The sequence below is a fragment of the Bradyrhizobium sp. Leaf396 genome (genome assembly GCF_001424605.1).
GTDB lineage: Bacteria > Pseudomonadota > Alphaproteobacteria > Rhizobiales > Xanthobacteraceae > Bradyrhizobium > Bradyrhizobium japonicum_C.
On record NZ_LMQJ01000001.1, the window covers coordinates 344228 to 369001 of the forward strand.

Genomic DNA, 24774 nt, shown 5'->3' on the forward strand with positions numbered 1-24774 from the left:
CCATTCGAAGGAATTCAGACATGGCGAAGATGACGAAGACCCAATTGATCGATGCTATTGCCGAGGGCACGCAGCTTTCGAAGAACGATGTGAAGTCCGTGATCGAGTACATGGCGACGGTCGGCTACAAGGAGCTCAACGAGTCCGGCGAGTTCGTCGTTCCCGGCTTCGTGAAGATGTCGGTCGTGAACAAGCCGGCGACCGAGGCCCGCATGGGCGTCAATCCTTTCACCAAGGAGCCGATGCAGTTTGCGGCGAAGCCCGCCAGCAAATCGGTCAAGGCCTCGCCGTTGAAGGTGGCAAAGGACGCCGTCTGAAAAGCCTGCGATGCCGTTGCAGCGCGTCCTCGCAGGACGGTGCAACGATAAACGGCTGAGGACAGGTGGTGCTCGGGGCCATGCCGAACATTGCCACGACGATGACGGCAGTCCCCGACGCGAGCACTCTCAGACCTGAAAGAAAAACCCCGCGCTCTCACGCGGGGTCTCTGGCTGACGGCGTTGGGATTCAGCGCCTGGCCGCCAGCCGTGTCGCTAACTTAAAGTTGAAATATCAAAAAGCAACAGCGCCGCGGCGACGGAGTATGTTCGTCAGGCGGCGCTGCCGTATCACTGGGCGCTGAAATCCCCAGCCTCCATGAGTTCTTGGCCGGCTGAAAAGGTTCGACGGTCTGCGAAATTTCTGAAGAGGGCTGGACATTTCGTTCTCTTTTTGTTCTAGTGTGAGCCGCCTTTGTGATCAATTGGAGGTGACTCATGACCGTCGAAAAGCAGCGCGAAGTGATCAGGCTCTGGAACGAACTCAGGAAGCTCGAGGGGCCGGCCGCGGAAGAACTTCGTATCCAGATTCTCGAATGTTTCTCGGCGAAGGACAAGACGAAGCGGGCGGCTTGATCAGCGCCGGCGCTGCGGCAGCACGTGAGCGCGATCTCGTGCCTCGCGGCGCGCGCTTGATTTGCCCCTGATGGATTCCTGACGACGAGTGGTGCCGCCGAAGGGTGAGAGCGTGCTTCACTGATTGTTAGGAGTCGCTGCGCGCTGCTCATCCGATTCCGATTCGTTCTTCGGGAACGAAATGGAGTCGGATGCAGAACACGCGCTGCCCGCTGTCTGCGATAAGACCGTGCGTATCGCAAGGCGTGGTGCCTGGCACAGTCCTGTGCTCATCGCCCCTATGAGGCGAAGAGAGAGCAAATGCGAGCGGCACCACGCTCTCATTCCGTTCCAGTGCGGCCGCAGGGATCCGCAATCGAAGACGACGCGACGCGACCATGTCGTTGCGAACCCCCTGTTAAGAATTGCTCCGCATCGATTTCTGCGATTCCGATTCGTTCTGCGAGAACGAAATGGTATCGAAGCCGGAACAAGTCGGCTGTCCGTCTGGGCTTTTCGCGAAGGTGCCCGCCTGTGGTGCCTAACGATAGCTTGCACGAATGCCGATAACGCTATTCGGTTAGGTTAAAAGCTCAATCGCATTGCGCTTGCTGCGGGTTGCGATAGGTGTCGGGCAAAGACAAGCAAGAAACGACTTCGCCAAGAAGCAATTTTGCCATGACACCTTTTTCAGAAACGTCCTTTTATCAGGGCGACCGGCACACCTACCGTCGCGTCGCCATCGTCGGCGCGCTGTTCTGTCTTGCCTTCGTGGAGATCAGCTTCTCGCTGCGGCCGCCGCAGGCCGAGGACACGCGCGTCGCCGTGAAGGCCGACCGGCTGTTGCGAACGGCAGGGCAAGTGCCGCGCGCGAATTAACGTTCCTTGCTGCACATCCGATCGTCGGTGGACGTGTCGGCGCAGCCGGCGCCGCAGGTCGCCAGCGCAACGAAACCCGCATAGCCGGACAGGTTCACCAGGACTTCGAGCCACACCGGCATGTCATACCTCCTCGTCTTGAAGGGACGAACAACGTGCGCGCGGAGCGCATGTTCCCGAACGAGTGCCGCTCAAATCAAGGCGGGCGCTGCTCAAAGGGGAGAGGAGGGGTCGAGGCGCCGGCCGAGCGTCGCGACCGATTTGCTCGACGGCTGCTCCTTCAGGAACTCGGCAATGGCCCGCGCCAGCTCACGATCACTCATCGGTGTCGGCGGCGGGCGCAGTGTGCCGACGCCGAAGCTGCGCACGATTTCCTCGTAGTGCTGATCGTCGGACTTGGGAACCAATCTGCGGATACGGGCCAGCAAAGCGGATAACGGCAAGCTCTCCTCCTCGAACGTCGGCCCCGCTGGCAACCGTCATGGTCTGCTGCCATCTGCTCCCGTGAAACTGAAAACCCCGCCAGCATCGCGGAGATGCTGACGGGGTCTTCGTGCCGTTGCCTCGACCCGGATGGCGGAGGCTCCCGCACTTGGAAGGTCAATCTGCGCTCGACGATTCTGTTCCCGGTGTCGCGACATTTTTTCGAGCGGTCGGTTTCACCGGGCCCGCAACCATCGCTGGCGCTGACGGTTATCTCCGCACGACGCGAAGGAGAGAGCATGAAGAAGACACTGGCAGTTCTGGCCACCATGGCCGCCGTTGGCGTGACGGCAGTAGCCGCGCCGTCACCGGCAGAAGCGCGCGGTCGTGGCATCGGCCCGGGCCTCGCGTTCGGCCTTGCCGCCGGCGCGATCACCGCCGGCGCGGTCGCAGCCTCCCGGCCTCATGGGTACTACGGTCCCCGCTACGGCTATTACGGCGGCCCGAGCTATTATTACGGACCGGGACCCCACGCCTATTACGGCGGCGGGCCGTACCACCGCCATCACCACTGGCGCCATTGGTAGTCATGGATAGCGAAAAGCCCGGAGCGATGCTCCGGGCTTTTTTCGTTCGCGCGTCTTCCCGCTCATGCTTGCGTGACCGGCCTACGGCCAAAGCGAGGGCCGCTCGACCTTGCGGGCGTTCTCCAGCGTCGACACGAAATATTCGTCGCGCTCGCGCTTGAACTTTTCCTGCGTGGCACGGAAGGCGGCGACACGGGCAGCGATCTCTTCGCGTTCGCGCTCTTTCCGTTCTTCATCTTCGGTCATGTCAAATCCCCTCTACACCTGAGTATGTGCACACCTAAACTCAAGCGCTGCCGCCGCAATCACGTTGAGTCGCGTCAACACATCCATTGGCGCTCTTGAATGGGGCGTCAATGGGGAGGAGGCATTGCAGGATTGTGATAAGCGAAGATCGGAAAGGATTGCCGGGCGCATTGCATTCGCGCTTGATAAAAGCGTCAACGATCTTGCCGCTTGCGCATATTGCTGTCAGGCAAAACGAGTCGGGAGGCGCGATTGATCGCATTGGATCTTCAGAGCGGCGTCGAGCGGCTCGGCGACATGATTGCCGAGTCGAGGATCATCGTTCCGTTCACCGGCGCCGGCATCTCGACCGAGTGCGGCATTCCCGATTTCCGCTCGCCGGGTGGAATTTGGACGCGAAACCGTCCGATCCCGTTCGACGAGTTCGTCGCGAGCCTCGAGGCCCGCAACGAATCCTGGCGCCGCCGTTTCGCGATGGAGGAGGTCTTTGCCGCGGCGAAGCCCGGCCGCGGCCACCGCGCGCTGGCTTCGCTCTATCGCGCAGGCAAGGTTCCCGCCGTCATCACCCAGAACATCGACAATCTGCACCAAGCCTCGGGCTTCGCCGGCGAGCACGTGGTTGAACTTCACGGCAATACCACTTATGCGCGCTGCATCGGGTGTGGGCAGGCCTATCCGCTCGACTGGGTGAGGCGTCGTTTCGACGACGATGGCGCGGCGCCCAACTGCACGGCCTGCGACGAGCCGGTGAAGACCGCCACGATCTCCTTCGGCCAGATGATGCCGGACGACGAGATGCAGCGCGCGACCGCATTGTCGCAGGCCTGCGATCTCTTCATCGCGATTGGTTCCTCGCTCGTGGTGTGGCCGGCGGCGGGCTTTCCGATGATGGCCAAGCGGGCCGGCGCACGTCTGGTGATCATCAATCGCGAGCCGACCGAGCAGGACGATATCGCCGACCTCGTCATCCGCCACGACATCGGCGAGACGCTCGGGCCCTTTGTCGGCAATTGAGGCATCAGTTTGATTCGCGGCTGTGCAAGCTGTTCATAGGTTCCGGCGAATCTCTTTTTTGTCTATGCCTCGCAACCGAGAGTGTTATCTTTTGAGTCGAAAGATTCGCGTCGCGTCGAATTGAGAACATTCTCTTAAAGACGCGTGATTCGAGCGCCGCCGATGTGGCGGGCTGCATGGCAGTGTGGGGTCCGGGGTTATGGGGTCGTCGGACGGATTTGAGTCCAAGAAGCTCGGGGTTCCCGGGCAGGGAGTATCGCCCGGGCGAATGACGCCGGGCGAGCACGGGGGGGCCGGCCGGGATAGTGGGCTCAGTCCGTTCAGCGGGCTTGGTGAGACCAGCGCCAATCTCGTCGAGGTCCATGGCGTCATCAAATGGTTCGACGCCTCCAAAGGTTACGGCTTCATCGTTCCCGACAATGGCTGGCCGGACGTTCTCCTGCACGTTACCGTGCTGAGGCGCGACGGTTTTCAGACGGCTTATGAAGGCGCCCGCATCGTCGTCGAATGCATCCAGCGCGCCAAGGGTTACCAGGCCTTCCGCGTCGTCTCGATGGACGAGTCGACCGCGATCCACCCGGCGCAGATGCTGCCCCCGCGCACCCATGTCACGGTCACCCCGACCAGCGGGCTGGAGCGGGCCCAGGTCAAATGGTTCAACCGGCTGCGCGGCTTCGGCTTCCTCACCTGCGGCGAGGGCACGCCCGACATCTTCGTGCACATGGAGACGCTGCGCCGCTTCGGCATGACAGAGCTCAGGCCGGGCCAGTATGTGCTGGTCCGCTTCGGGCCCGGCTCCAAGGGCATGATGGCGGCCGAGATTCATCCCGAGACCGGATCGCCGGGATTGCAGTCGCACTGAGAGCACCAATTCCCGCCATCGTGAGCAGAGGCGTGCCGGCAGTCCGGCGCGCCTCTTTCCTTTGCGGCTGCCGCCGCGTAAGGACTGGCCAAGTGCCACGCCTCGAGAGCCCACATGAATTCTGATCGAAAGGCCATCTGGTCCGCTGCGAAGGGCTGGCTTGCCGCCATCCTCGTCATCATCGGCTGTGCCGCCGCCGCGCCTGCCGGCGCCGCCACCTTCCAGCCGCTCGAGATCGTCACCAAGAACGGCGTACAGGTGTTCTCGGTGGAAATGGCGACGACCGAGGACGAGAGGCGGACTGGCCTGATGTACCGCAAGGAATTGGCCGACGGCAAAGGCATGCTGTTCGACTTCAATCCCGAGCAGGAAATCTCGATGTGGATGAAGAACACGTACGTGTCGCTCGACATGATCTTCATCCGCGCCGACGGCCGGATCCTGCGCATTGCCGAGAACACCGAGCCGCTGTCGACCAAGATCATCTCGTCCCGAGGTCCCGCCAGGGCCGTCCTGGAGGTCGTGGCGGGAACGGCGCAAAAGTACGGCATCCGCCCCGGCGACCGCGTCGGCCATCCCCTGTTCGGCAGCAAATAGCGCCAGCGGGCCGGGACGATTGCCCGCCGTGCTGCTGCGCGTTGAGCCCTGCTGATGGGCTGGGAAAGCTTGCTGACCGCTCGGGAAGCGTGTATCGACGAGGCTCGCCGGACATTCGGGGTATAGCGCAGCCTGGTAGCGCGGCAGTTTTGGGTACTGCAGGTCGTTGGTTCGAATCCAGCTGCCCCGACCAGTCCCGAGAAGGCTCGCAGGGCATGGGATCGCAGAGCTGCGACCGCAACTCCGCTCAGAACAGCAGCCAGTCGACAAGCCGCCAGGCGCCCCAGGCGAGGGTGCAGATCCAGCCCAGCATTGCGATCACGGCCACGCCAAGTCCGAGGAGCGGCAACAGCGAGCTTCCGGTCTCCGGGACGTTGGATAGTTTCTCGGTCCTATCGATCTGGCTCACTGCTCCCCCTTGGTTATGCGGCCTGCTCATCATTGGTCTCGGCTCGATCGCAGAAATTCACCGGCCGCGCTTCTGCTCACACGGACGTGAGACGAGATGACTCCGTCCATGGCGGGCGCGCGCTGATAGTTGACATTCACGGGGACCCTGAGATCGCTGGGAAAAACCTGCAACGCACGGCGCTGCGTTTGGTTGCTCCGTCCGAGCTAGTAGATCTGCCGGGCCGATTTTTTCGCAGCGCCGCGCCTGCTTTGCGGGATGTGTGCGTGAAGCAAGGATCGGGCGCGCAACCAGCACTTTGCCCGAGGTCTCCTTCGAGCGAGGTCTCCATGTCGATCAGCGCGATTGTATCCACCACCGCGGCCGTGACGACGTCCGCTTCGACCGCGACGCCGTCGTCGTCTGCGGCATCCTCAACGTCTGCGGCCTCGTCGACGGAGGTCGCCTCATCGACCTCGTCGGAATCGTCCTCGCAAGCGGCGGGGGGAAGCTCGGGATCGGGCGGCGGCGGCTCGGCCAAGACCATCGTCAGCGAGGTCTCCATGACTATCGACGGCGTCACCACCACCACCATCACCTATTCCGACGGCACCACAGAGGTCGAGACCTCCGCGAGCACGCAAGGCAGTCCGTCCGGGCAGACCTACAACGCGCAAGGCGCGCTCGGGACAAATGCGCAGAACGCGTCCGGCAGCGCCTCCAGCGCCACGTCCCAGTCGGCTTGATCGCCGAGGCGGGGCGGGCGGCATAGTGCGGGTGAGTCGTTTGCGCGAGGTCTGTCCAATCACTTTGAAGCCCTGGCGCTCATAGCCTGCGCCACACGACTTCTGCGGGATTTTTCAAGGTGTTGCTGAGGGGCGCGCGGCGCCGAATTGCCAAAGATTCATCGAACCTTTAGCTGTTGCCGCAGACATATGTGTGTTGGGGATTTCAGCGCCCAATGTCTAAACGGACGCCGCCAAGCGATGATATTCCGCTTGCGCGGCGTTGCGCTTTTCCGATCGGGCGGGTCAGCTTGACGCGTACCAGCCGGGCGGGAACGGGGCGAACGGCCAGACCGCCTGGTTGTCGTTAGCGGCTTGCGGCGTCTCCTGAGACGGCGTCCTCGCGGCCAGTGCAGGCGGCGTCATGCGCAGCGCTAGGCGTGAACATAGCAATTTCATGATTTGGCCCCCGGCAGAACGATTAATTCCAAACGACCGGTTGCTTTCAAAGTTCGAGGTCAGCATGAAAATGACGGTGCGCCGAAACAGCGCGCCCGTTCTCGAATGATCTGCATTCTAGAAAGGCTGCTTCTGGCTTTCAACCGGTCGCTTCGCTCCATCCCAAGGAGTAAGGTTGATCGGTTAGGTTAAGGGCGGGCGGTTGTTGCGGCCGTTTTGCCGGCTGTTATTAGATCAACATCGGCTCGCGACGGCCTGCCTTTCAATCCGGGCGACCACAGCTCACGGTTCGTCGCGCCGCGCGTATCAGTCGAGTTCTGCGCCAGCGAGTGTCGTCCATGCCCTTCGATCGCAACCTGAAGACCGTTGGTTCGCGGTCGAGCTGGACCGAGATCTGGCATCTGTGGACAGTGATCGTGCCGCGCCGCTCCATCAATGGGCAGTTCGTGGTCGGGAAGGTCTGGCGCCGCCATGACGGTCGCGACTGGATCTACAAGAAGTTCACCGAGTTCGACGGCGAAGAGGCTGCCTGAAGCGCGCGAGGAGATTGTGATAATCTCCTCGCGGCTCAAGCCTGGCTCTGTGCGGTTCTAGCGGGTGTGCCGCTCGCCTGCGGCCGATCCCGGTGCCTGAACGCGGGGCAGCGGCAGTTTGAAATGACGCTTCGCGTACGCGATGATCTCGGCGTCGGAGGGATGATCGGCCGCTTCCACCGCCACGATCCGCTTGGCCAGATCGGGTGCGCTCGCGCGAATGTGGCTGGCGAGCTCCGTCTTGGCGCTTGCCGGACCGATGATGAGGATCTCACCGGCCTCGGCGAGGGCCTTGGTCACGTCAGTGTAGAATGCCTTGTCGGGTGCAGCATGGCCGCTGCCGATCGAATTGGCCTTGTGATGAAGATGGCGTGTCGCCAGTTGCGGATGCAGCGTGACTTCATCCGAGCCGCTCAGGCCGAGATGGAAGATCCTGGCCTGCGAATGGTCGATCCAAACCACGGCGTGGAAATGAGTAGGCATGTGTCTGGGCCTTGTGCGAGAGGAGGCCGCCGGCGTCGATGCGGCGGCGCATGTCGCGGCGACACTAAGCCGGCCGGCGCCGCCTCTGTTGACCCATGTCAATCAGGTCCGTCCCGGCTGAGCAAGCACGGGCAACCGGGCGCCGCGCTCCGGTGCGGGTTCAGGCCGCCTTTGCCGCAGCTGCCCCCGGCTTGGACGGTGGCGGCTTCAGCGGCTTATCCTGCTTCTTCGACCACGAAATGTAGTAGGCCACCGTCGTCATGATCGCGATGCCGGCGACGCTGACGAAGATCTGGGCGAGCAGCGAGCCCGAGCTCATCGTCAGCTCGAAATGGCCGACGAAGGACAGGAACACGCCGACGCAGAACACGGCGAGCGACTGCTGGCCGCAGACGATCAAGGGGTCGAAGATCCTCCACTCCAGTCCCGGCCATTCCTTCGGCACGAAGCGGATCACCAGGATTACGATCACCACGAAATGCAGGAAGCGATACGGCGCGAGGTTGGTCTTGTCGTTCGGGTTGAAGGCCGAGAACAGCCATTCCGGGAACATGGCGCCGAAGGTGGGGAAGCGCCCGGCCATGGTCATGACCAGCGCGAACAGGAGATAGCCGAGGCAGACCCACAGCGTGATCGGCGAGTTGATCAGCGTCATCGAACGCCGGGCGCCGCCCATCGCGCACCATGCGCCGAACACGAACAGCACCTGCCAGCAATAGGGGTTGAAGTACCACTGGCCGGCCGGATAGGCGGTGAGGTTGAGGCCGTAATGGCGCGCGGTCAGCCACAGCACGATCGACAAGATCATCGTCAGGTCGGGCTTGCGCAGCATGAGCCACAGCACCGGCGGAAACAGGCCCATCAGCACGATGTACAGCGGCAGCACATCGAGATTGAGCGGCTTGAAGCGCAGGAAAAGGCCCTGGCGCAACGTCTCGGTGGCGTTGTCGACGAGCCCGGCGACGTTGAACTCGTTGATCATCTCGGAATCGCCGAAGCGCAGCGCCAGATAGCTGATCGAGGCGATGTAGATCACGAACAGGATGATGTGGGCGACATAGAGCTGCCAGACGCGCTTGGTCAGCCGCGTGGCGCCGACGATGAAGCCGCGCTCCAGCATCATCCGCGCATAGACGAAGGAGGCCGTATAACCCGAGATGAAGACGAACAGATCGGCCGCGTCGGAAAAGCCGTAGTTGCGGGTCGTGATCCAGTTCACGACGTTGTCGGGGATATGGTCGAGAAAGATCGCCCAGTTCGCGATTCCGCGAAACAGGTCGAGCCTGAGGTCACGGCCCTTTTCAGGGAGGGTGGCGGTGATGTTCAGGAAGGCCATGCGACGGGAGCTCTCGAAGGGGACGGATACGCTGGTGTCGACGACAAAGTACCGCCGGGTGGCATCCCGGCGAAGGCGGGTACGCAATTGTCACGGTGCAGCATAATGACTATACCGTTGGCGAGGGTGCCGGGAGGGCCCGGAATCACCGATCAGTTCCCGGTCGGTGTCTCTATACTATCCCCGAGGTTTCCACCAACTGCCACCGTGACGCATCGGAATCGGACGAAAAGACCAAGAGGCCCGGACCAACCATGACCGCACGCATTTTCAAGCCCGCCAAGAACGCGATGCAATCCGGCCGGTCCAAGACCCGGGAATGGCAGCTCGACTACGAGCCGGAGCAGCCGCGTTCGGTCGAGCCGCTGATGGGATGGACCTCGTCGGCCGACATGAAGCAGCAGATCACGCTGCGCTTCCACAGCAAGGAAGAGGCGATCGCCTATTGCGAGCGCAAGGGTATCGCCTACCAGGTGATCGAGCCGAAGGAATCGATCCGCCGCCCGGTCGCCTATGCCGACAATTTCTCGTTCCGACGCGGCGAACCCTGGACGCATTGATCCTCGACGAGTGCCATCGGCACGGCATGCCCGGGCTTGTCCCGGGCATTCACGTTTTGGTAGCCGATGAAGGAATGTGGATGACTGGGACAAGCCCGGCCTGATGAGGAGGGCCGCCGGCCGCCCGCCGCGAGAGCCCCTTGGCAGCAATTTGGCCTCGTGCTTCGCTACCGCGCATGACAGCTCATCGGCGAGGTTAGGAGATGGCCGGGCGTGACCAGCTCGACGGCATCGATCTGAAAATTTTGTCCGAGCTCCAGCAGGACGGGCGGGTTCGCAACAACGAGCTGGCGCTGCGCGTTGGCGTGTCCGCGCCGAACTGCCTGCGGCGGCTGAAATCGCTGTTCAGCCGGGGCGTGATCCGGGCGGTGCGCGCCGTCATCGACGAGCGGCTGCTTGGCTATGAGGTGACGTCGTTCGTCTCGATCCAGCTCGGCAGCCAAGCCCAGCCGGTGCTGGAGGCATTCGAGGGCTCGATCGCCGCAATCCCGCGCATCCAGCAGTGCTGGCGGATTTCGGGCGATACCGATTATCTGCTGAAATGCGTCGCGCCGAGTGTCGAGAGCATGCGCCAGCAACTCCTGCATTTCGCGGCGATGCCCAACGTGAAGAACGTCCGCAGCTTCCCCGTGCTGGGCGTCGCAAAGGATGTGCCCCTGCCGCTGCAGGAGGTCTCCGCGGCGCCGGCAGGATAGCGATCTGAACACTCCCCAGATGAGAATGAAACTGCGCACATTAAGTATGAGTTAATCACCTAAGTGCAACATGTGATTTTTGAAGTCCTGCAATGCGCTGGGCCGTGATTGCTGGTTCCTGTGCGCCGCTTAGCTCCAAGATGTGAACCTCAGCATGCTTGGCATGCCGAGGGTCTCTTGTGAGACCCTGAAGCAGGAACAGACTCCATGACATCGATTTCGAACACGTTCGTCGCATCCGCTGCAACGCTGTTTGCGTCCGCGTTGCTCACGATGACCGCACCCGCAGCAACACAGGCGGAAGAATACTGCATCACCAACGGCGCCCAGGCCGCTCATGGCTGCGGCTATCCGACGATGGAGGCGTGCCGGGCCGCAACCGCTGGCATCGGCGGCATCTGCTCGCAGAGCGGCGGCGCCAAGACCGCGAACGACGCGTTCGCCTTGCAGCCGAAACAGTCGCGATCGCGCAAGCTTCGACCGGGCGGACAGACCAACTCGAACTAGGGCTGCAAGCGAGAGCAGCTTGGCGACGTTGCGGTCTGCGACCCATGTCGGGGCCGCCGATACAGAGCAATTAAGCCAGATCGCACTGGCTTGCGCCTCAGCGATAGCGGCCGCGAAATTCGCGCGGGCTTGCGCCGGTCCAGCTGCGGAAGGCGCGGGAGAAGCTCTTCTCGTTGCGGAAGCCGGCGATCTCCGCGATGCGCTTGATCGGAGTGCGGCCGCGCATCAGCTCCTGCTTGGCGAGCTCGAACTTCGCCTCTTCCTTGAGATCGCGCAGCGAGGTGGACTCCTCCCGGAGGCGGCGGTGCATGGTGCGGGTGGAGAGCGCGAGCTCGCTTGCGACATCCTCGGCGCCGAGGACGCGTCCGCGCGCATGGCGCAGCACGCGGCGGACACGCTCGACCAGCAGCCGGTCGCGGCGGTAGGGCAGCACGGTCAGCCTTAGCGCGCCCTTGAGCATGTTGTCGAGATCGGCCGCGCTGCGCGTCAGCGGCAGCGAAAGATAGTGCTTGTCGAAGACGATTGCCGCACGGTCCGCATCGAAGCGGACAGTCCTGCAAAATATGGTCGGATAGACCGAGACGTGGCTGGGCTCGGCGAAGGGGAACTCGGCCGCCCGGAGCGCGATCCGGGAGTCGACGGCCCAGCACGAGAAGCCGAGTACGTAGCGAAGTAGCGTGACCAGGCAGAACTCGCGGAAAGACCCGAGGTCGCGCAGCTCACGGATCGACACGATTGCGGTCTCTTTGCCAACCGCGAGATCGAGCAACACATCTTCGGTAACGAGACGGTGGTGCCGGCACCAGCGCTTGAGCGCGACCTCCAGCGTCGGCGCGGTGATCGAGGCCCGGCACAACATGCCATAGGTGCCCCAAGGCAGCCGCCGCGAGAACCAGCCGAGCGCCTCGTCGTCGAGCTCGCGCATGGCATGGTCTGCCAGCGCCTCGAACTGGGTGGCGGTGACCCGCCCATCCGGAGAATTGACGAGGTCTGGCGCGACCTGGGCCCGGCTCAATGCCTCCGCGGGATCGAGGCCGTATCGCTCATAAGCGGCAACCACGCCGCGGACGAAGGCCGCGGGGGTCACGGCGCGGCGCGGGATTGCGGTGGCGGCTTGAAAAGGCATCGGAGTTCCTTTCGAAAATCCTCGCCAAGTTTGGCGGAAAATGCAACCTTTTCGACCGCAAGAGGGCCGGCACCGGGCTAGGTTCGGACCCCAAAATAGGGAGGAATCGCCTTGAACATCCCGAGCATCGACTTCGATCTGGGCGAAGACATCAGCCTGCTGCGCGACACGCTCCGCGCCTTCGTCGAGGCGGAGATCACCCCGCGCGCCGCCGAGATCGAGAAAGCAAACCTGTTCCCCGCGGACCTCTGGAAGCGCTTCGGCGACCTTGGGCTGCTCGGCATGACCGCGCCGGACCAATATGGCGGCTCCAACATGGGCTATCTCGCCCACATCGTCGCCATGGAGGAGATTTCGCGCGGCTCGGCGGCGGTGGGGCTGTCCTACGGCGCCCATTCAAATCTTTGCGTCAACCAGATCCGCCGCAACGGCAACGATGCGCAACGGCAGCGTTATCTGCCCAAGCTGATCTCAGGCGAATATGTCGGCGCGCTCGCGATGTCCGAGCCCGGGGCCGGCTCCGACGTGGTCTCCATGAAACTGCGCGCCGACAAGCGCGGCGACCGTTATGTGCTCAACGGCTCCAAGATGTGGATCACCAACGGCGGCGACGCCGACGTGCTCGTGGTCTACGCCAAGACCGATCCGGAGGCCGGCCCGCGCGGCATGACGGCGTTCCTGATCGAGAAGGGCTTCAAGGGCTTCACCCACGGCCAGCATCTCGACAAGCTCGGCATGCGCGGCTCCAACACCTATCCGCTGTTCTTCGACGAATGCGAGGTGCCGGAGGAGAACGTGCTCGGCAAGGTGGGCGAGGGTGTCAAGGTGCTGATGTCCGGCCTCGACTATGAGCGCGCGGTGCTCTCAGGCGGCCCCCTCGGGATCATGGCGGCCTGCATGGACGCGGTGGTTCCCTACATGCACGAGCGCAAGCAGTTCGGCCAGCCGATCGGCGACTTCCAGCTGATGCAGGGCAAGCTCGCCGACATGTATTCGACCTGGCAAGCCACGCGCGCCTATGTCTATGCGGTTGGGCGCGCTTGCGATCGCGCCGACCATGCGCGTACCTTGCGCAAGGATGCGGCGGCCGCAATCCTCTATTCCGCGGAGAAGGCGACATGGATGGCCGGCGAGGCGATTCAGGCGCTCGGCGGCGTCGGCTACACCAACGAATTCCCTGTGGGGCGTCTGTGGCGGGACGCCAAGCTCTACGAGATCGGCGCCGGCACCTCGGAGGTCCGCCGCATGCTGATCGGCCGCGAGCTGATGGCCGAGACGGCCTAAACGTTTCACTTCATTGGAATCACCATGCCGCTCCATTCCAGCATCGATCCGTCTTCATCAGACTTTGCGCGCAATTCCGAGGCCATGCGCGCGCTCGTCGCCGACTTGCGCGAGAAGCTCAGCCAGGTCGCCGGCGGCGGCGGCGAGGTCTCGCGCAACCGCCACACCGCGCGTGGCAAGATGCTGGCGCGCCAGCGCGTCGATCTGCTGGTCGACCCGGGAACGTCGTTCCTGGAGCTGTCGCCGCTCGCGGCCTATGGCCTTTATGGTGGCGATGTGCATTCGGCGAGCGTCGTCACCGGGGTGGGGCGCATTGCGGGCCGCGAATGCGTGATCGTCGCCAACGACGCCACCATCAAGGGCGGCACTTATTATCCGATGACCGTGAAGAAACATCTGCGCGCGCAGGACGTCGCGCGGCAGAACAATCTTCCTTGCGTCTACATGGTCGATTCCGGCGGCGCCTTCCTGCCGCTGCAGGACGAGATCTTTCCCGACGAGCGGCATTTCGGTCGCATCTTCTACAACCAGGCGCAGATGTCATCGCAAGGCATTCCGCAGATCGCGATCGTGATGGGCTCCTGCACCGCGGGCGGCGCCTATGTGCCGGCGATGTCGGATGAGAGCATCATCGTCCGCAATCAAGGCACCATCTTCCTTGGCGGGCCGCCGCTGGTGAAGGCTGCGACCGGCGAGGTCGTCAGCGCGGAGGAGCTTGGCGGCGCCGACGTGCATTCGCGCCAGTCCGGGGTGACCGACCACTATGCCCAGAACGATGCCCATGCGATCGGCATTGCGCGGCGCATCGTCGGCACGCTGAAGCCACCCGCGCGGCCGAACCTCAACATGCATCCGCCCCGCGAGCCGCTGTTTGCGGCGGAGGAAATCTATGGCGTGGTGCCGGTCGACGGCCGCAAGCCGTTCGACGTGCGCGACATCATCGCGCGTGTGGTCGATGGCTCCGAGTTCGACGAGTTCAAGAAGCTCTATGGCACGACCCTGGTGTGCGGCTTCGCCCACATCTGGGGTTATCCGGTCGGCATCATCGCCAACAACGGCATCCTGTTCAGCGAGAGCTCGCTGAAGGGGGCGCATTTCATCGAGCTGTGCTGCCAGCGTGGCATTCCGCTGGTCTTCTTGCAGAACATCACCGGCTTCATGGTGGGCAAGAAGTATGAGGCCGGCGGCATCGCCCGCGACGGCGCCAAGCTGGTGACGGCGGTCGCGACGGCCTCGGTGCCCAAATTCACGGTGGTGATCGGCGGCTCCTACGGCGCGGGCAATTACGGCATGTGCGGCCGCGCCTACTCGCCGCGCTTCCTCTGGATGTGGCCGAACGCGCGCATCTCTGTCATGGGCGGCGAGCAGGCCTCGATGGTGCTGAGCCAGGTCCGCCGGGACAATATCGAGGCCAAGGGCGACAGCTGGTCGAAGGAAGAGGAAGACAAATTCCGCGAGCCGATTCGGGCGCAATATGAGAGCCAGGGGCATCCATATTATGCGACCGCGCGGCTGTGGGACGACGGCGTGATCGATCCGGCCGACACGCGCCTCGTGCTCGGCCTCGGCCTCTCGGCGGCGTCGAATGCGCCGATCGAGCCGACGAAGTTCGGCCTGTTCAGGATGTGATGCGATGGACAGCTCAAAGCTCTACCGGCGTTTTCGCACGCTCCTGATCGCCAACCGGGGCGAGATCGCCTGCCGCGTCATCCGCACGGCGCGCGCCATGGGCCTGCGCACGGTCGCGGTCTATTCGGAGGCCGACCGCGACGCGATGCATGTCGCGCTCGCGGACGAGGCCGTGCTGCTCGGGCCGGCACGCGCCCGCGACAGCTATCTCAACATCGATCGGCTGATCGAGGCCGCCCGCAAGACCGGCGCCGAGGCCGTGCATCCCGGCTACGGATTCCTCTCGGAAAATGCCGGGTTCGCGCAGGCCTGCCTTGACGCCGGGCTGGTGTTCGTCGGCCCGACCGCCGGGATGATGAATGCGATGGGCTCGAAGTCCGGCTCGAAAGAGCTGATGGAGAAGGCCGGCGTGCCGCTGGTGCCCGGCTATCACGGCGAGGCCCAGGACGAGGCGACGCTTGCGAAGGCCGCGGACAGGATCGGCTTCCCCATCCTGGTGAAAGCCTCCGCCGGCGGCGGCGGCCGGGGCATGCGCATCGTCCGGTCGGCCGATGAGCTTGGGCCTGCGGTCGTCAGTGCCAAGCGCGAGGCCAAGGCCGCGTTCGGCGACGACCGCATGTTGATCGAGAAATATGTCGACAATCCCCGGCACATCGAAGTGCAGGTCATCGGCGATAGCCACGGAAATCTGCTCTCGCTGTTCGAGCGCGAATGCACGTTGCAGCGCCGGCACCAGAAGGTGATCGAGGAGGCGCCGTCACCGACGCTGAACGCCGCCCAGCGCGAGACCGTCTGCGCCGCCGCACGCAAGGCAGCGGGTGCCGTCAACTATGTCGGCGCCGGCACGATCGAGTTCGTCTCCGACGGCAAGGACGTGTTCTTCATCGAGATGAACACGCGCCTCCAGGTCGAGCATCCCGTGACCGAGCTGATCACGGGCATCGACCTCGTCGAATGGCAGCTTCGCGTCGCCTTCGGCGAGGCGCTGCCGCTCAGGCAGGACGAGATCAGGCTCAACGGCCATGCGGTGGAGGCGCGCGTCTACGCCGAGAATCCGACCAAGAACTTCATGCCGTCGGTCGGCAGGATATCGACCTGGCGGCTGCCGGCGGAAGCCGGGGGCTTGCGCATCGATGCCGGCTATCGCGAAGGTGATAGCGTCTCGCCGTATTACGACGCCATGCTGGCCAAGATGATCGCCTGGGCGCCGACGCGGGACGTCGCGATCGAGCGGCTCAATCGCGGGCTGGAAGAGTCCGACGTCCGCGGCATCGTAACGAACATCCCGTTCCTGTCGGCGCTGATGACGCATCCCAAGGTGCGCATGAATGCGATCGACACCGGCTTCATCGAGCGTGAGCTGGCGGTTCTCACACAGGCCGCGCCGGTACCCGGCGAGCTCGAGCTTTGCGCCGCGGTGGCGGCGATCCTCAAGGACGAGCAGCAGGCGGCCCGTGCGCAGGCAAATTCGCCATGGCAGACCTTCGGCTGGCAGCCGGTCGGCCGCCGCCAGCGCAGCTTTGCCTTCCGCGTCGGTCACGGACCGGAGCAGAAGATCGTGCTGAACTACGGCAGCGGACCGTCGACGCTGCTGATCGGCGAGCGCGAGCTGGCTTTCGCGATTGCGCCGCGTGACGGCGGCTTCGATCTGACGCTGGACGGCGTCAAATCGTCCGTCGCGGCCGTGATCGACGGCCATGAGCTCTACTTGCGCACGCGCAACGGCCGCTTCGATTTGCACTGGGTCGATCCGTTCGGCGGCGAAACCGAGGAGCAGACGGGCGAGGACAAGATCGCCGCGCCGTTGCCGGGAACGGTCGTCGCGGTGCTGGCCGAGGAGGGCGCCAAGCTCGACAAGGGCGCTCCGATCCTGACCCTGGAAGTGATGAAGATGGAGCAGACGCTGCGCGCGCCCTTTGCCGGCGTGCTGAAGTCGGTCAAGTGCAAGGTCGGCGACATCGTCCAGGAGGGTGTCGAACTCGCCGTCGTCGAGCCGTCCGGGGAGTGACATGAGCGACCGAGTCCGCATCATCGAAATGGGCCCCCGCGACGGCCTCCAGAACGAGAAGACTCCCGTCAGCGTCGAGGCGCGCATCGCCTTCATCGAGGCGCTGGTTGAGGCCGGCCTCGATACGGTCGAGGTCGGCGCCTTCGTCTCGCCCAAGGCGATCCCGCAGATGGCAAGCTCGGACGCCGTGCTGCGCGGCGTCAGCCACGTCAAGGACGCCGAATTTCACGTGCTGGTGCCGAACGAGAAGGGCTATGACGCCGCGCGCGCCGCGGGCGCCAGGGTCGTCTCCGTGTTTGCAGCGGCCTCGGAAGGCTTTTCGCGAGCGAACATCAACTGCACGATTGCGGAGTCGATCGAGCGGTTCAAGCCGGTGCTGGCGCGTGCCAAGGCCGACGGCGTGCCGGTGCGCGGCTATGTCTCCTGCGTGCTCGGCTGCCCGTTCGACGGCGAGATCAAGCCGAAGGCGGTCGCAGACCTTGCGAGTACGCTGTTCGAACTCGGCTGCTACGAGATCTCTCTCGGCGACACTATCGGCGTCGGCACGCCCACCAGGGCCAAGGAGATGCTGCGCGCGGTGGCGGCCAACATTCCGCCGGCCAGACTCGCGATGCATTTCCACGACACCTACGGCCAGGCGCTCGCCAACCTCTATGCCGGGATGGAGGAGGGCGTGAGCGTCATCGACGCCGCCGCCGGCGGCCTTGGCGGCTGCCCCTACGCGCCAGGTGCCACGGGCAACGTCGCGACTGAAGACGTCGTCTACATGCTCGAAGGCATGGGCATCAGGACGGGCATCGACATGGAAAAGCTGCTCGCGGCCACGAACGCGATGAGTGGCCTCCTGGGCAAGCCGCCCGTCAGCCGCGTGGCGTCGGCGCTGAACGCGAAGAAGAAGCGGGCCGCCTCATAGGACGGCAGGGAGGCGTAGCGCGGTACCCGCCTGACCGTTCAACGTCTGCCATGGATCGCGAACAGCAGCTCCCAGCGCGGCAGGTGCAGCGAGCATGGCGGGATGTCCTTGGGCATTATTGTTGTGCTGTGATTTGGGCTTGGGCATCGAGACCGGCACTTGCGCCCGTCCTGGCCGGTCCTTCAGTCGAACTTCTTTCAACTGACAGCTTGAGACCGGATGTTCCGGCAGGTACCGGTCGTGCTGCGCTGCACACTTCCGACTCCTCGCAAGCTCGAAGATCCTCGAGGTCGGTCGCGCCAATTTTATCGGCGGGGGCGTAACAAGGCGGGCTCGCGATCCGTCGACATCAAATAGCGGCGTCTGTCGCTGACAACCACCACTCGAAGGGAACATGAACCATGACCATTCGCACCCGCATCGTGCTCGGCGTCTCGGCTGCCGCTCTCTCGCTCGGCCTCGCGTTTGCCCCGGCCGCCTTTGCCCAAGACAAGATGGGCAAGGATGACGGCATGATGAAAAAGGACACGATGTCCAAGGACGGCATGATGAAGAAGGACACAATGTCCAAGGAAGGCGGCATGAAGAAGGACCACATGTCCAAGGACGGCATGAAGAAGGAAGACGGGATGATGAAGAAGAACTGATCCTTCGCCTTCGGAGCAGAGCCTACATTGAGGCGGCCGCACTCTCTCGACTTCCGGTGGCAGCCGTTGGAAGCCTCCGGAAGGTTCTTCAATTCTGGTTCAATTGAACGCGACCAGAAGCCTTACTTGCGCTTGGCCTTGCGGGCGGCATAGCGCGCGTCGCGCTTGGCCTTCTGCTCGGCTTCCAGCGCAGCGCGCTGAGCTTCGGCCTCCTCAGCCTCGCGCGCGATCCGCGCGGCCTCGGCGGCCTTGGCCTCTTCCTCGCGTCGCTTCTGCTCCGCCTTTTCGGCCTCGCGCGCAGCCTTCGCCTCGGCGCGCTTGGCCGCGAGAGCCTCGCGTTCGGCACGCTTCGCCGCCACCGCGGGATCATCGGGACCCGGCTGCGACTTGAACTTGTTCAAAAGATTCTTGCGCGCCTCTTGCGCCGCTTTTTGCCGGTCTGCGAAACCTGGTTCCCTGAATCCACTCATCGACGAGCCTTGTCTTCCTCGCTTTCGATCCTACATCCGTGCCTGTTGGTACGTCGGCTGGGCATAGCAGGCGCCACGCGACGCAGAAGCGTGTACATCGCCGCGCGTCGCGAAGCCACCCAAATCGCAGCCGATCAGGTCAACGAAATCGCCCCGACGATCTCTCGTAGCCCGAAAAAACTGCCGAATTGTGATCTCCCTCATAAGGGAGCACGAGGGCGACGCCTAGCGTCCGCCCGCTACGAGACGGAGCACAGCCATGACGTTCTCCAGACCCAACCTGAAGGCGCTCTCAATCGCCTTCGTCCTGGCAAGCCTGACCGGCGCCGCGGTGCTGCTAGCCCGTCCGCAGCCCATTGAAAGTGCCGTACTTGGGGCGGATTGGGAATGCACCCAGACCGCTTTCGTGCTCACGAGCTGCGCACCGCGGGATCTGCAGGCGATCCCGGCGGTCGAGACCTCGGGTAAGGAAGCTATTCCGTCCCGGCGCGGCTGAATGAGGGCGCGGATTGGGATGTGACGCGACGCCGCACAGGTGATAGAGCCCCTTGCGCGATCAGGTGGCCATGTCCAAGCCCGAACTGGGCCAGAAGCCCAAACCAGCTGGAAGACCTCGACCCGTCGGCAATCGGCGCGGCGCCATTGCCGGCTTGATCATTACGCTTGTCATCCTCGCCGTCGGCTGGTGGCTTGCTCGCCACCTCACCTCGGCAAGCAAGATGCAGGACTGCCTGATGTCGGGCCGCACCAATTGTAATGTGATTGAACCGGCCCGCTAGAGTCCGGCTCCGCCGCAGCGGTTGGGGCCAAAAATTGCCGTGATCTTAATCATTTGTAACGGGACTTAGCCGATCAAGCAGGGCAGTTGTTTCGGCCGGCATCAGCCCGGCGCGCGGCGATTCGCCGATCGCGCCGGGCACCACGGCCATCGACAGAGCAGGGGGCGAGCACGCATGAGTGCGTCCAAACGCATCAAGATCATCATTCCCGTGGCTTCGGCCATGTCGTTCCTCGCGCTTTCGGCGCAGGCTCAGGACTCAAGGCCGAGGGATGCCGGCCCGGCAGCGGCCCGCCCCAGCGCTGGTGCGCCGGCCCCGACCGATCAGAACATGCGTAAAGGCCTTCCGCCGCAGCAGCAGGCGGTCCGGCCGGCGCAGCGCCCTGCCGATCGGCCCCATGCGGGTCCTGGTGCGCACCATGCCGGGGGGCCGCCGCCGGGACGGCACGTCGCCCGCGGTCCTGCGCCGGAGCGCCATTGGGGCGGTCACATCTATCGCGGCAACCGCGCCTGGGATGGGGGACGGTGGCGGCACGAAGTCCGCAACGGACGGTCCGGCTGGTGGTGGGACGTCGGCGGCGTCTGGTATTATTATCCGCAGCGCATGGCGGGCCCGCCCGCTTACATCTCCGAGGATTACATCGACGACGTGCCGGTGGCCTACGCCCCACCTCCGGTCGCCTATGCGCCGCCGCCTCCGCCTCCTGCACCGGCGGATCCCGGTGCCAGCGCGCTCGGCGGGGCGCTCGTCGGCGGCTTGCTGGGCGGCCTGATCTCGGGCAATGCAACGGGGGCTGCCGCAGGCGCGGTTCTCGGCGGCGCGACGGGCGCGATTGCGGGGGCCACCGCTGCATCCCAGCCCGGCTATTACTGGGCGCAGGGCACCTGCTACTACCGTTATCCGAATGGCCAGTATGTGCAGGCCGATCCTCGCGCGTGCTATTGAGTTTTCCAATCCGGATCGAAGAAGAGGCGGGCTTAGGTCCGCCTTTTTTGTTTTGCGCCGCAGCGATTGCTTCAAATCAGCAAATTAGCGCTGGCGCTCGTCGCCGCCTCACGCAAGTCTCAAAAGAAAACGTCGGGATGATTCGCGGGGATGTGGGACATGCTGGATGCCATCCAGATCAGCTTGGCGCTTTGGGCCATGATCGTCTGTGGCGGGATCAAACTCTCGCAGGCGTTACCATATCTGTTCTAGCGCACGATTCGCCACGGCAACCCATGCGTGTGGCACCTGAACCAATCTGCTCGCGCATCAAGACACGAGCCAGCTGAAGAACGCGATCGCCCCCCCAGACGAGGCTGGCGATCCAGGCCAGCATCACGATCGCAATGGTGCCGAGATATGCGACGCCGAGCAGATCCGAGCTATGCCGCCGCGGCGGGACGATGGCTTCCGTTGCTGCCTTGCGTGTCATGACGGGACATCATCCATAGAGCCATGAAGCGCTGTTTAGCGAAGATTTCCGGCGCGAGTTGTGACGCAGTTCACAGAGCCTTGCCGGTTACCCCGCAATCATACGGACGAAATTGCCACGCGCTTGTCCAGATGGTCGGTTAGGGTCTGCCTCATGTGCACCGAGTACGATCCGCAGCATGAAGCCGAGCTCGCAATGAAGCGCGCTGCGGAGGCCGAAGGTGCGGACAGGCAACGGCTCATCCAGCTGGCCCTGGCATGGCACCAGCTCGCCCGCGATCCGCGTGGCGAGCGAACCGGCCTCTCTCATCCAGCCGGGCACACAGCCGCGGTCCGATAACGCGGACATGAGAAAACCCCGTGCTCGGGGGACAAGCACGGGGCTCTGCAAAGCCGACCGGGGTTGGCGGTCGGCACCACTCAAGTCGGTCATTCAACGCTCTGCTTGCGCGTTCGTTCCAGGTCTATCGGCGCGGCTGAGATCCTGCACTCCTGGAGTGACGCCTGCGCTTGGCAGGAAGGAACGTCCGTTCCGCGGCGACGTTGTGCGGCTATGACCGATCCCGAGCTACGAGCACAGTCTTTCGAGATCGCCTGGCGATATCTCGACCAGTCCGGCCTGCTCACGGGTGAGCACAAGGATTCCGCCCGTTTCATCTTGAGCCGGATCGACCGCATGATGCAGCGCGGAGAGCGGCGCAGATTGCTGCTCTCGAATGCCGCGATCGACGCCTATCGGCTGCGGCCCGCGCTCGTGACTGCCTGATCCATGCATTGAACCAGTTCTTAACAATTGCTCGACGCTTCGATTTGCGATCGCGATTCGTGCCGTGCGAACGAAGCAGAGTCGGATCGTGAACAAACAAAAAGCCCCCGAAGGGGCTCAGTGATTCATGCGGCTTCCGTCTTCGGTACCGCGTCGGCATTCATCGACAGCTTCACGACGTCGCCCTCGACGGCTCCTACATATTTCGTGTCGATGTAGTGATGATGGTCCTTGTGACCTTCCGGGCTGTCCTTGCGCGTCAGCTTGATGCGGTTGCCCTCGACGCGATCGACGGTGCCGACATGTGCGCCGTCCTTGCCGATGATCTTCATGTGCTCTCTGATTTCAGACATGCTGTCCTCCTTGCACGGATTCAACTGCGAAAACGCATGTTCGTTGCACGGGCCTTGGACCCAAGGCGCTTTCTATACGTTGACGCCTGATCAGATCTGTCAGAAGCGCATGGAGACCATTCAAGCCTATCTGCAACGAAAGCATGAGGAACTCAGGCTGTTGAATGGCTGCCTGAGAAACCGGATTGACTTAGTGCGTCCGCAATCCGTCGATGACGTGGTCGGGTCCAAGTTCCGGATCACTGCGGCGCTGAGGGCGGAGCACGAACTGCATGAGTGGAAGGCGACGGAGACGGCCTGGTCGCACACCGCCAATCCCGCCAGCGGACCGTTCGAGTTCGGCTACGATTATCAGCGGGCCGATCTTACGGTACGCGGGCCGCCGTTCTATGAAGTCGACTGCGCCTCCACGAGCACCGCAATCTATACCGCCTCGGGTATGGCCGCGATCTCTGCCGCGCTGCTCGCCTCCGCGCAGATCGCGCCGAAGGCCGATATCCTGGTGCTGCCGGGCTCCTATGGCGAGACGCTGGAACTGATCCGGAGCTACGTCGCTCATTTGCGGCTCGAGGCTTTGAAGCTGCCGCTGGGCGATGCGTTTGCCCGGGCGGGCCGGCCGCGCATCTTGCTGCTGGATTCCTGCTCCTTGGCCGGCGCTTTCGAGGCGGCGCTGCGCTGCGACGGCTCTGGCCTCGACCTCCTGGTGTTCGATACGACATGCTTCGCCGGCCGGTCAGGCCGGATCAGGCGGGTCCTGAGCTGGGCCCGGCGACACGGCATTCCGCTGGTGCTGGTGCGCAGCCACAACAAGCTCGACTCGCTCGGAGCGGAGTATGGCCGGCTTGGCTCGGCCGTCTTCGTGCATGAAAATGAGCGTCAGCAGCGGGCAGGGGGGCTCGAATGGGCGCGTCTCGCGTCCGAAACGCGAAACGCGGTGCGGCTGCTCGGGGGCGCGGCGCTGCCGGCCCACTTCCCGCCCTTTGCGGGCAGCGCCGCGTACTGGGCTCTCACGAAAAGGCGCGTTGCGGCGATCTTGCGCAACGGCCGAAGCACCGCTCGGTATTTTGCCGCAAAGCTCCCGGCGCTCTCGGCCGAACTGCATTTCGCCCACGGCCTGTACGTGACCCTCCGGGGAAGGCGCCCGCTCGACGAGGCGGCAGCGCGCCAGGCTGCCGAAGACATGAGCAGCGAACTGCGGCGTGAGGGCTTTCCCATCCGCCACGCCGGCAGCTTCGGCTTTGATTTCGCCGCGACGGAGTGGTTTCACGACGCGACCACGGACCAGTATAGCGTCCGGGTGGCGGTCCCGGATCTTCCGACCGAGCTTTGGAATGATCTGGCCGCCGCAATCGCGCGATGGTGGCTGGCACATCAGGCGTGAGGTGGTGGGTGAATGCGATGTCCGTTCGACAGCTCCGCGAGCGCGCTTCGCATCAATCGGTCGCCAGGCACTGCTCCAAGGCCGGCTTCTCTTGGCCGCCACGCGCCCACTCCTGAACGGCGAAGGCAAGGTGATGCTGACCCATCGCGGCGCCGACGATCGATGCCTGCGCCACTTCGATAGGCTTCTTGACAACGTTCGTATTCACGACGCCTGCGTCGATCGCCAAGTATGACATCGCGACGATCGCCACCGCAGATGCGATCGCCATTCTGGTCCACTCGGGTTGAGGCATTGGGATCCTGTTCGGGTGCACTTCGCCCGGCGCATAGATAGGGCTGATGTGGAAGCTTCAAAGCCCGGAGCGAAGCGACCCACGCGTTCGTGAACGAGGTCCATCAGCGCAAGAATTGGCGATGCAAGAATTGGCGATCCCGGCAGGACTCGAACCTGCAACCCGCGGAGTAGAAATCCGCTACTCTATCCAGTTGAGCTACGGGACCGTCTCGAGCCGGCCGGTCTGGACGGCTGGCCGTTCATCTAGCATGCCAATATGAAAAATCTGGTGTTTCGCCAAGCCTGAACCGAACCCTTTTCCTCAATGCGGCGACAAAGCGGAACGGCGGGGTGTGGGGTCGAGCGGCAGCGGAACGGACGATCGGTTAAATCGCCAGGGCCGCTGAACAGCTTCCGGGACACGGTTGCCGGTCGACCGGCCATGTCAGGCTGCGCCAACCGGAAGGGCGCGCGCGCCGCTACCTTGACCGGTTTGGTTAGGACTTGTCATGGCGCAATGCGGCGTTTTGTTCTTGTGGTTCCATCGCCTTGAGTCCGTC

At 63.7% G+C, this 24774-nt stretch carries 33 protein-coding genes and 2 tRNA genes; 23 read left to right on the top strand and 12 right to left on the bottom strand.

Annotation, left to right across the window (positions count from 1 at the left end; genetic code table 11):
* The first annotated feature begins 20 nt into the window (after window positions 1-20).
* From ASG57_RS01730 to ASG57_RS01735, 3 genes are all read left to right on the top strand, one after another.
* Window positions 21-317, top strand: coding sequence for an HU family DNA-binding protein (locus tag ASG57_RS01730; protein WP_024337806.1), 297 nt, complete (start codon window positions 21-23; stop codon window positions 315-317).
* A gap of 438 nt (window positions 318-755) precedes the next feature.
* Window positions 756-893, top strand: coding sequence for a hypothetical protein (locus tag ASG57_RS38545; RefSeq protein ID WP_196232351.1), 138 nt, complete (start codon window positions 756-758; stop codon window positions 891-893).
* Window positions 894-1550: 657 nt separating this feature from the next.
* Complete coding sequence (locus tag ASG57_RS01735) at window positions 1551-1751, top strand: hypothetical protein (protein ID WP_024337805.1); 201 nt, start codon at window positions 1551-1553, stop codon at window positions 1749-1751.
* Here ASG57_RS01735 and ASG57_RS39605 read toward each other — a convergent pair.
* Window positions 1748-1873, bottom strand: a complete 126-nt coding sequence (locus ASG57_RS39605; RefSeq protein WP_283805263.1) for a hypothetical protein — start codon at window positions 1871-1873, stop codon at window positions 1748-1750. The two genes, ASG57_RS01735 and ASG57_RS39605, sit on opposite strands and share 4 nt — an antisense overlap.
* Before the next feature lie 90 nt (window positions 1874-1963).
* Window positions 1964-2194, bottom strand: coding sequence for a hypothetical protein (locus ASG57_RS01740; RefSeq protein WP_024337804.1), 231 nt, complete (start codon window positions 2192-2194; stop codon window positions 1964-1966).
* 279 nt (window positions 2195-2473) lie between these two features.
* On the opposite strand from ASG57_RS01740, the gene ASG57_RS01745 reads away from it, so the two are divergent.
* A complete protein-coding gene (locus tag ASG57_RS01745) occupies window positions 2474-2761 on the top strand; it encodes a hypothetical protein (RefSeq protein ID WP_024337803.1) in 288 nt (95 codons plus the stop codon).
* An 81-nt stretch (window positions 2762-2842) separates the two neighbouring features.
* On the opposite strand, the gene ASG57_RS38550 is transcribed toward ASG57_RS01745, so the two are convergent.
* Window positions 2843-3007, bottom strand: a complete 165-nt coding sequence (locus ASG57_RS38550) for a hypothetical protein (RefSeq protein ID WP_196232350.1) — start codon at window positions 3005-3007, stop codon at window positions 2843-2845.
* Between the two features lie 252 nt (window positions 3008-3259).
* Between ASG57_RS38550 and ASG57_RS01750 the strand changes: the two genes are divergently transcribed.
* From ASG57_RS01750 to ASG57_RS01765, 4 genes are all read left to right on the top strand, one after another.
* Window positions 3260-4021 (top strand): SIR2 family NAD-dependent protein deacylase, encoded by a 762-nt coding sequence (locus ASG57_RS01750; RefSeq protein ID WP_024337802.1) that lies wholly within the window; start codon window positions 3260-3262, stop codon window positions 4019-4021.
* Window positions 4022-4220: 199 nt separating this feature from the next.
* Complete coding sequence (locus ASG57_RS01755) at window positions 4221-4883, top strand: cold-shock protein (protein ID WP_024337801.1); 663 nt, start codon at window positions 4221-4223, stop codon at window positions 4881-4883.
* A 114-nt stretch (window positions 4884-4997) separates the two neighbouring features.
* Window positions 4998-5480, top strand: coding sequence for a DUF192 domain-containing protein (locus ASG57_RS01760; RefSeq protein ID WP_024337800.1), 483 nt, complete (start codon window positions 4998-5000; stop codon window positions 5478-5480).
* A 116-nt stretch (window positions 5481-5596) separates the two neighbouring features.
* Window positions 5597-5673, top strand: a tRNA-Pro gene (locus tag ASG57_RS01765).
* Window positions 5674-5727: 54 nt separating this feature from the next.
* On the opposite strand, the gene ASG57_RS01770 is transcribed toward ASG57_RS01765, so the two are convergent.
* A complete protein-coding gene (locus ASG57_RS01770) occupies window positions 5728-5889 on the bottom strand; it encodes an RNA-binding protein (RefSeq protein WP_230646515.1) in 162 nt (53 codons plus the stop codon).
* 136 nt (window positions 5890-6025) lie between these two features.
* Window positions 6026-6433 carry a hypothetical protein gene (locus tag ASG57_RS38985; RefSeq protein ID WP_244490924.1) on the bottom strand — a complete coding sequence of 136 codons (408 nt, stop codon included), beginning with the start codon at window positions 6431-6433 and terminating at the stop codon, window positions 6026-6028.
* Here ASG57_RS38985 and ASG57_RS38990 point away from each other — a divergent pair.
* Both ASG57_RS38990 and ASG57_RS01780 read left to right on the top strand, forming a co-directional pair.
* Complete coding sequence (locus ASG57_RS38990) at window positions 6432-6614, top strand: hypothetical protein (protein WP_230646517.1); 183 nt, start codon at window positions 6432-6434, stop codon at window positions 6612-6614. The two genes, ASG57_RS38985 and ASG57_RS38990, sit on opposite strands and share 2 nt — an antisense overlap.
* A gap of 776 nt (window positions 6615-7390) precedes the next feature.
* Window positions 7391-7585 carry a hypothetical protein gene (locus ASG57_RS01780; protein ID WP_024337798.1) on the top strand — a complete coding sequence of 65 codons (195 nt, stop codon included), beginning with the start codon at window positions 7391-7393 and terminating at the stop codon, window positions 7583-7585.
* 57 nt (window positions 7586-7642) lie between these two features.
* Here the strand turns inward: ASG57_RS01780 and ASG57_RS01785 are convergent, their stop codons facing one another.
* Together ASG57_RS01785 and ASG57_RS01790 are read right to left on the bottom strand one after the other, a co-directional pair.
* A complete protein-coding gene (locus ASG57_RS01785) occupies window positions 7643-8068 on the bottom strand; it encodes a hypothetical protein (protein WP_024337797.1) in 426 nt (141 codons plus the stop codon).
* A 160-nt stretch (window positions 8069-8228) separates the two neighbouring features.
* Window positions 8229-9404, bottom strand: a complete 1176-nt coding sequence (locus ASG57_RS01790; protein WP_024337796.1) for an OpgC domain-containing protein — start codon at window positions 9402-9404, stop codon at window positions 8229-8231.
* Between the two features lie 254 nt (window positions 9405-9658).
* On the opposite strand from ASG57_RS01790, the gene ASG57_RS01795 reads away from it, so the two are divergent.
* From ASG57_RS01795 to ASG57_RS01805, 3 genes are all read left to right on the top strand, one after another.
* Window positions 9659-9964, top strand: coding sequence for an ETC complex I subunit (locus tag ASG57_RS01795; RefSeq protein WP_024337795.1), 306 nt, complete (start codon window positions 9659-9661; stop codon window positions 9962-9964).
* Window positions 9965-10167: 203 nt separating this feature from the next.
* Entirely contained in the window at window positions 10168-10659 is a 492-nt protein-coding gene (locus ASG57_RS01800) for an Lrp/AsnC family transcriptional regulator (protein WP_024337794.1), read from the top strand.
* A gap of 207 nt (window positions 10660-10866) precedes the next feature.
* On the top strand, window positions 10867-11166 hold the full coding sequence (locus tag ASG57_RS01805) for a DUF3551 domain-containing protein (protein ID WP_024337793.1): 300 nt from the start codon (window positions 10867-10869) through the stop codon (window positions 11164-11166).
* 97 nt (window positions 11167-11263) lie between these two features.
* On the opposite strand, the gene ASG57_RS01810 is transcribed toward ASG57_RS01805, so the two are convergent.
* Entirely contained in the window at window positions 11264-12292 is a 1029-nt protein-coding gene (locus ASG57_RS01810; RefSeq protein ID WP_024337792.1) for an AraC family transcriptional regulator, read from the bottom strand.
* 111 nt (window positions 12293-12403) lie between these two features.
* On the opposite strand from ASG57_RS01810, the gene ASG57_RS01815 reads away from it, so the two are divergent.
* The 5 genes from ASG57_RS01815 (at window position 12404) to ASG57_RS01835 (ending at window position 18773) form a co-directional block, all read left to right on the top strand.
* A complete protein-coding gene (locus ASG57_RS01815) occupies window positions 12404-13576 on the top strand; it encodes an isovaleryl-CoA dehydrogenase (protein ID WP_024337791.1) in 1173 nt (390 codons plus the stop codon).
* Window positions 13577-13600: 24 nt separating this feature from the next.
* On the top strand, window positions 13601-15205 hold the full coding sequence (locus ASG57_RS01820; RefSeq protein ID WP_024337790.1) for a carboxyl transferase domain-containing protein: 1605 nt from the start codon (window positions 13601-13603) through the stop codon (window positions 15203-15205).
* Window positions 15206-15209: 4 nt separating this feature from the next.
* Complete coding sequence (locus ASG57_RS01825) at window positions 15210-17213, top strand: acetyl/propionyl/methylcrotonyl-CoA carboxylase subunit alpha (RefSeq protein WP_024337789.1); 2004 nt, start codon at window positions 15210-15212, stop codon at window positions 17211-17213.
* 1 nt (window position 17214) lies between these two features.
* Window positions 17215-18126 (top strand): hydroxymethylglutaryl-CoA lyase, encoded by a 912-nt coding sequence (locus ASG57_RS01830; protein WP_024337788.1) that lies wholly within the window; start codon window positions 17215-17217, stop codon window positions 18124-18126.
* A gap of 401 nt (window positions 18127-18527) precedes the next feature.
* Complete coding sequence (locus tag ASG57_RS01835) at window positions 18528-18773, top strand: pentapeptide MXKDX repeat protein (protein ID WP_024337787.1); 246 nt, start codon at window positions 18528-18530, stop codon at window positions 18771-18773.
* Between the two features lie 122 nt (window positions 18774-18895).
* Here ASG57_RS01835 and ASG57_RS01840 read toward each other — a convergent pair whose 3' ends face one another.
* Complete coding sequence (locus ASG57_RS01840) at window positions 18896-19243, bottom strand: DUF6481 family protein (protein WP_024337786.1); 348 nt, start codon at window positions 19241-19243, stop codon at window positions 18896-18898.
* Between the two features lie 259 nt (window positions 19244-19502).
* On the opposite strand from ASG57_RS01840, the gene ASG57_RS01845 reads away from it, so the two are divergent.
* The 4 genes from ASG57_RS01845 (at window position 19503) to ASG57_RS01865 (ending at window position 22204) form a co-directional block, all read left to right on the top strand.
* Window positions 19503-19739 carry a hypothetical protein gene (locus ASG57_RS01845; RefSeq protein ID WP_024337785.1) on the top strand — a complete coding sequence of 79 codons (237 nt, stop codon included), beginning with the start codon at window positions 19503-19505 and terminating at the stop codon, window positions 19737-19739.
* A 70-nt stretch (window positions 19740-19809) separates the two neighbouring features.
* Window positions 19810-20022 carry a hypothetical protein gene (locus ASG57_RS01850; RefSeq protein WP_024337784.1) on the top strand — a complete coding sequence of 71 codons (213 nt, stop codon included), beginning with the start codon at window positions 19810-19812 and terminating at the stop codon, window positions 20020-20022.
* Window positions 20023-20196: 174 nt separating this feature from the next.
* Window positions 20197-20967, top strand: coding sequence for a hypothetical protein (locus tag ASG57_RS01855; RefSeq protein ID WP_024337783.1), 771 nt, complete (start codon window positions 20197-20199; stop codon window positions 20965-20967).
* A 1024-nt stretch (window positions 20968-21991) separates the two neighbouring features.
* On the top strand, window positions 21992-22204 hold the full coding sequence (locus tag ASG57_RS01865; protein WP_024337780.1) for a hypothetical protein: 213 nt from the start codon (window positions 21992-21994) through the stop codon (window positions 22202-22204).
* A 125-nt stretch (window positions 22205-22329) separates the two neighbouring features.
* On the opposite strand, the gene ASG57_RS01870 is transcribed toward ASG57_RS01865, so the two are convergent.
* Complete coding sequence (locus ASG57_RS01870) at window positions 22330-22557, bottom strand: DUF2171 domain-containing protein (RefSeq protein ID WP_018323146.1); 228 nt, start codon at window positions 22555-22557, stop codon at window positions 22330-22332.
* Window positions 22558-22666: 109 nt separating this feature from the next.
* Here ASG57_RS01870 and ASG57_RS01875 point away from each other — a divergent pair, with 109 nt between their 5' ends.
* Window positions 22667-23938: a hypothetical protein gene (locus tag ASG57_RS01875; RefSeq protein ID WP_028145818.1), complete on the top strand. Its 1272-nt coding sequence runs from the start codon at window positions 22667-22669 to the stop codon at window positions 23936-23938.
* Between the two features lie 52 nt (window positions 23939-23990).
* Here the strand turns inward: ASG57_RS01875 and ASG57_RS01880 are convergent, their stop codons facing one another.
* Window positions 23991-24209, bottom strand: a complete 219-nt coding sequence (locus ASG57_RS01880; RefSeq protein WP_230646518.1) for a hypothetical protein — start codon at window positions 24207-24209, stop codon at window positions 23991-23993.
* Between the two features lie 155 nt (window positions 24210-24364).
* Window positions 24365-24441, bottom strand: a tRNA-Arg gene (locus tag ASG57_RS01885).
* Window positions 24442-24774: the final 333 nt, after the last annotated feature.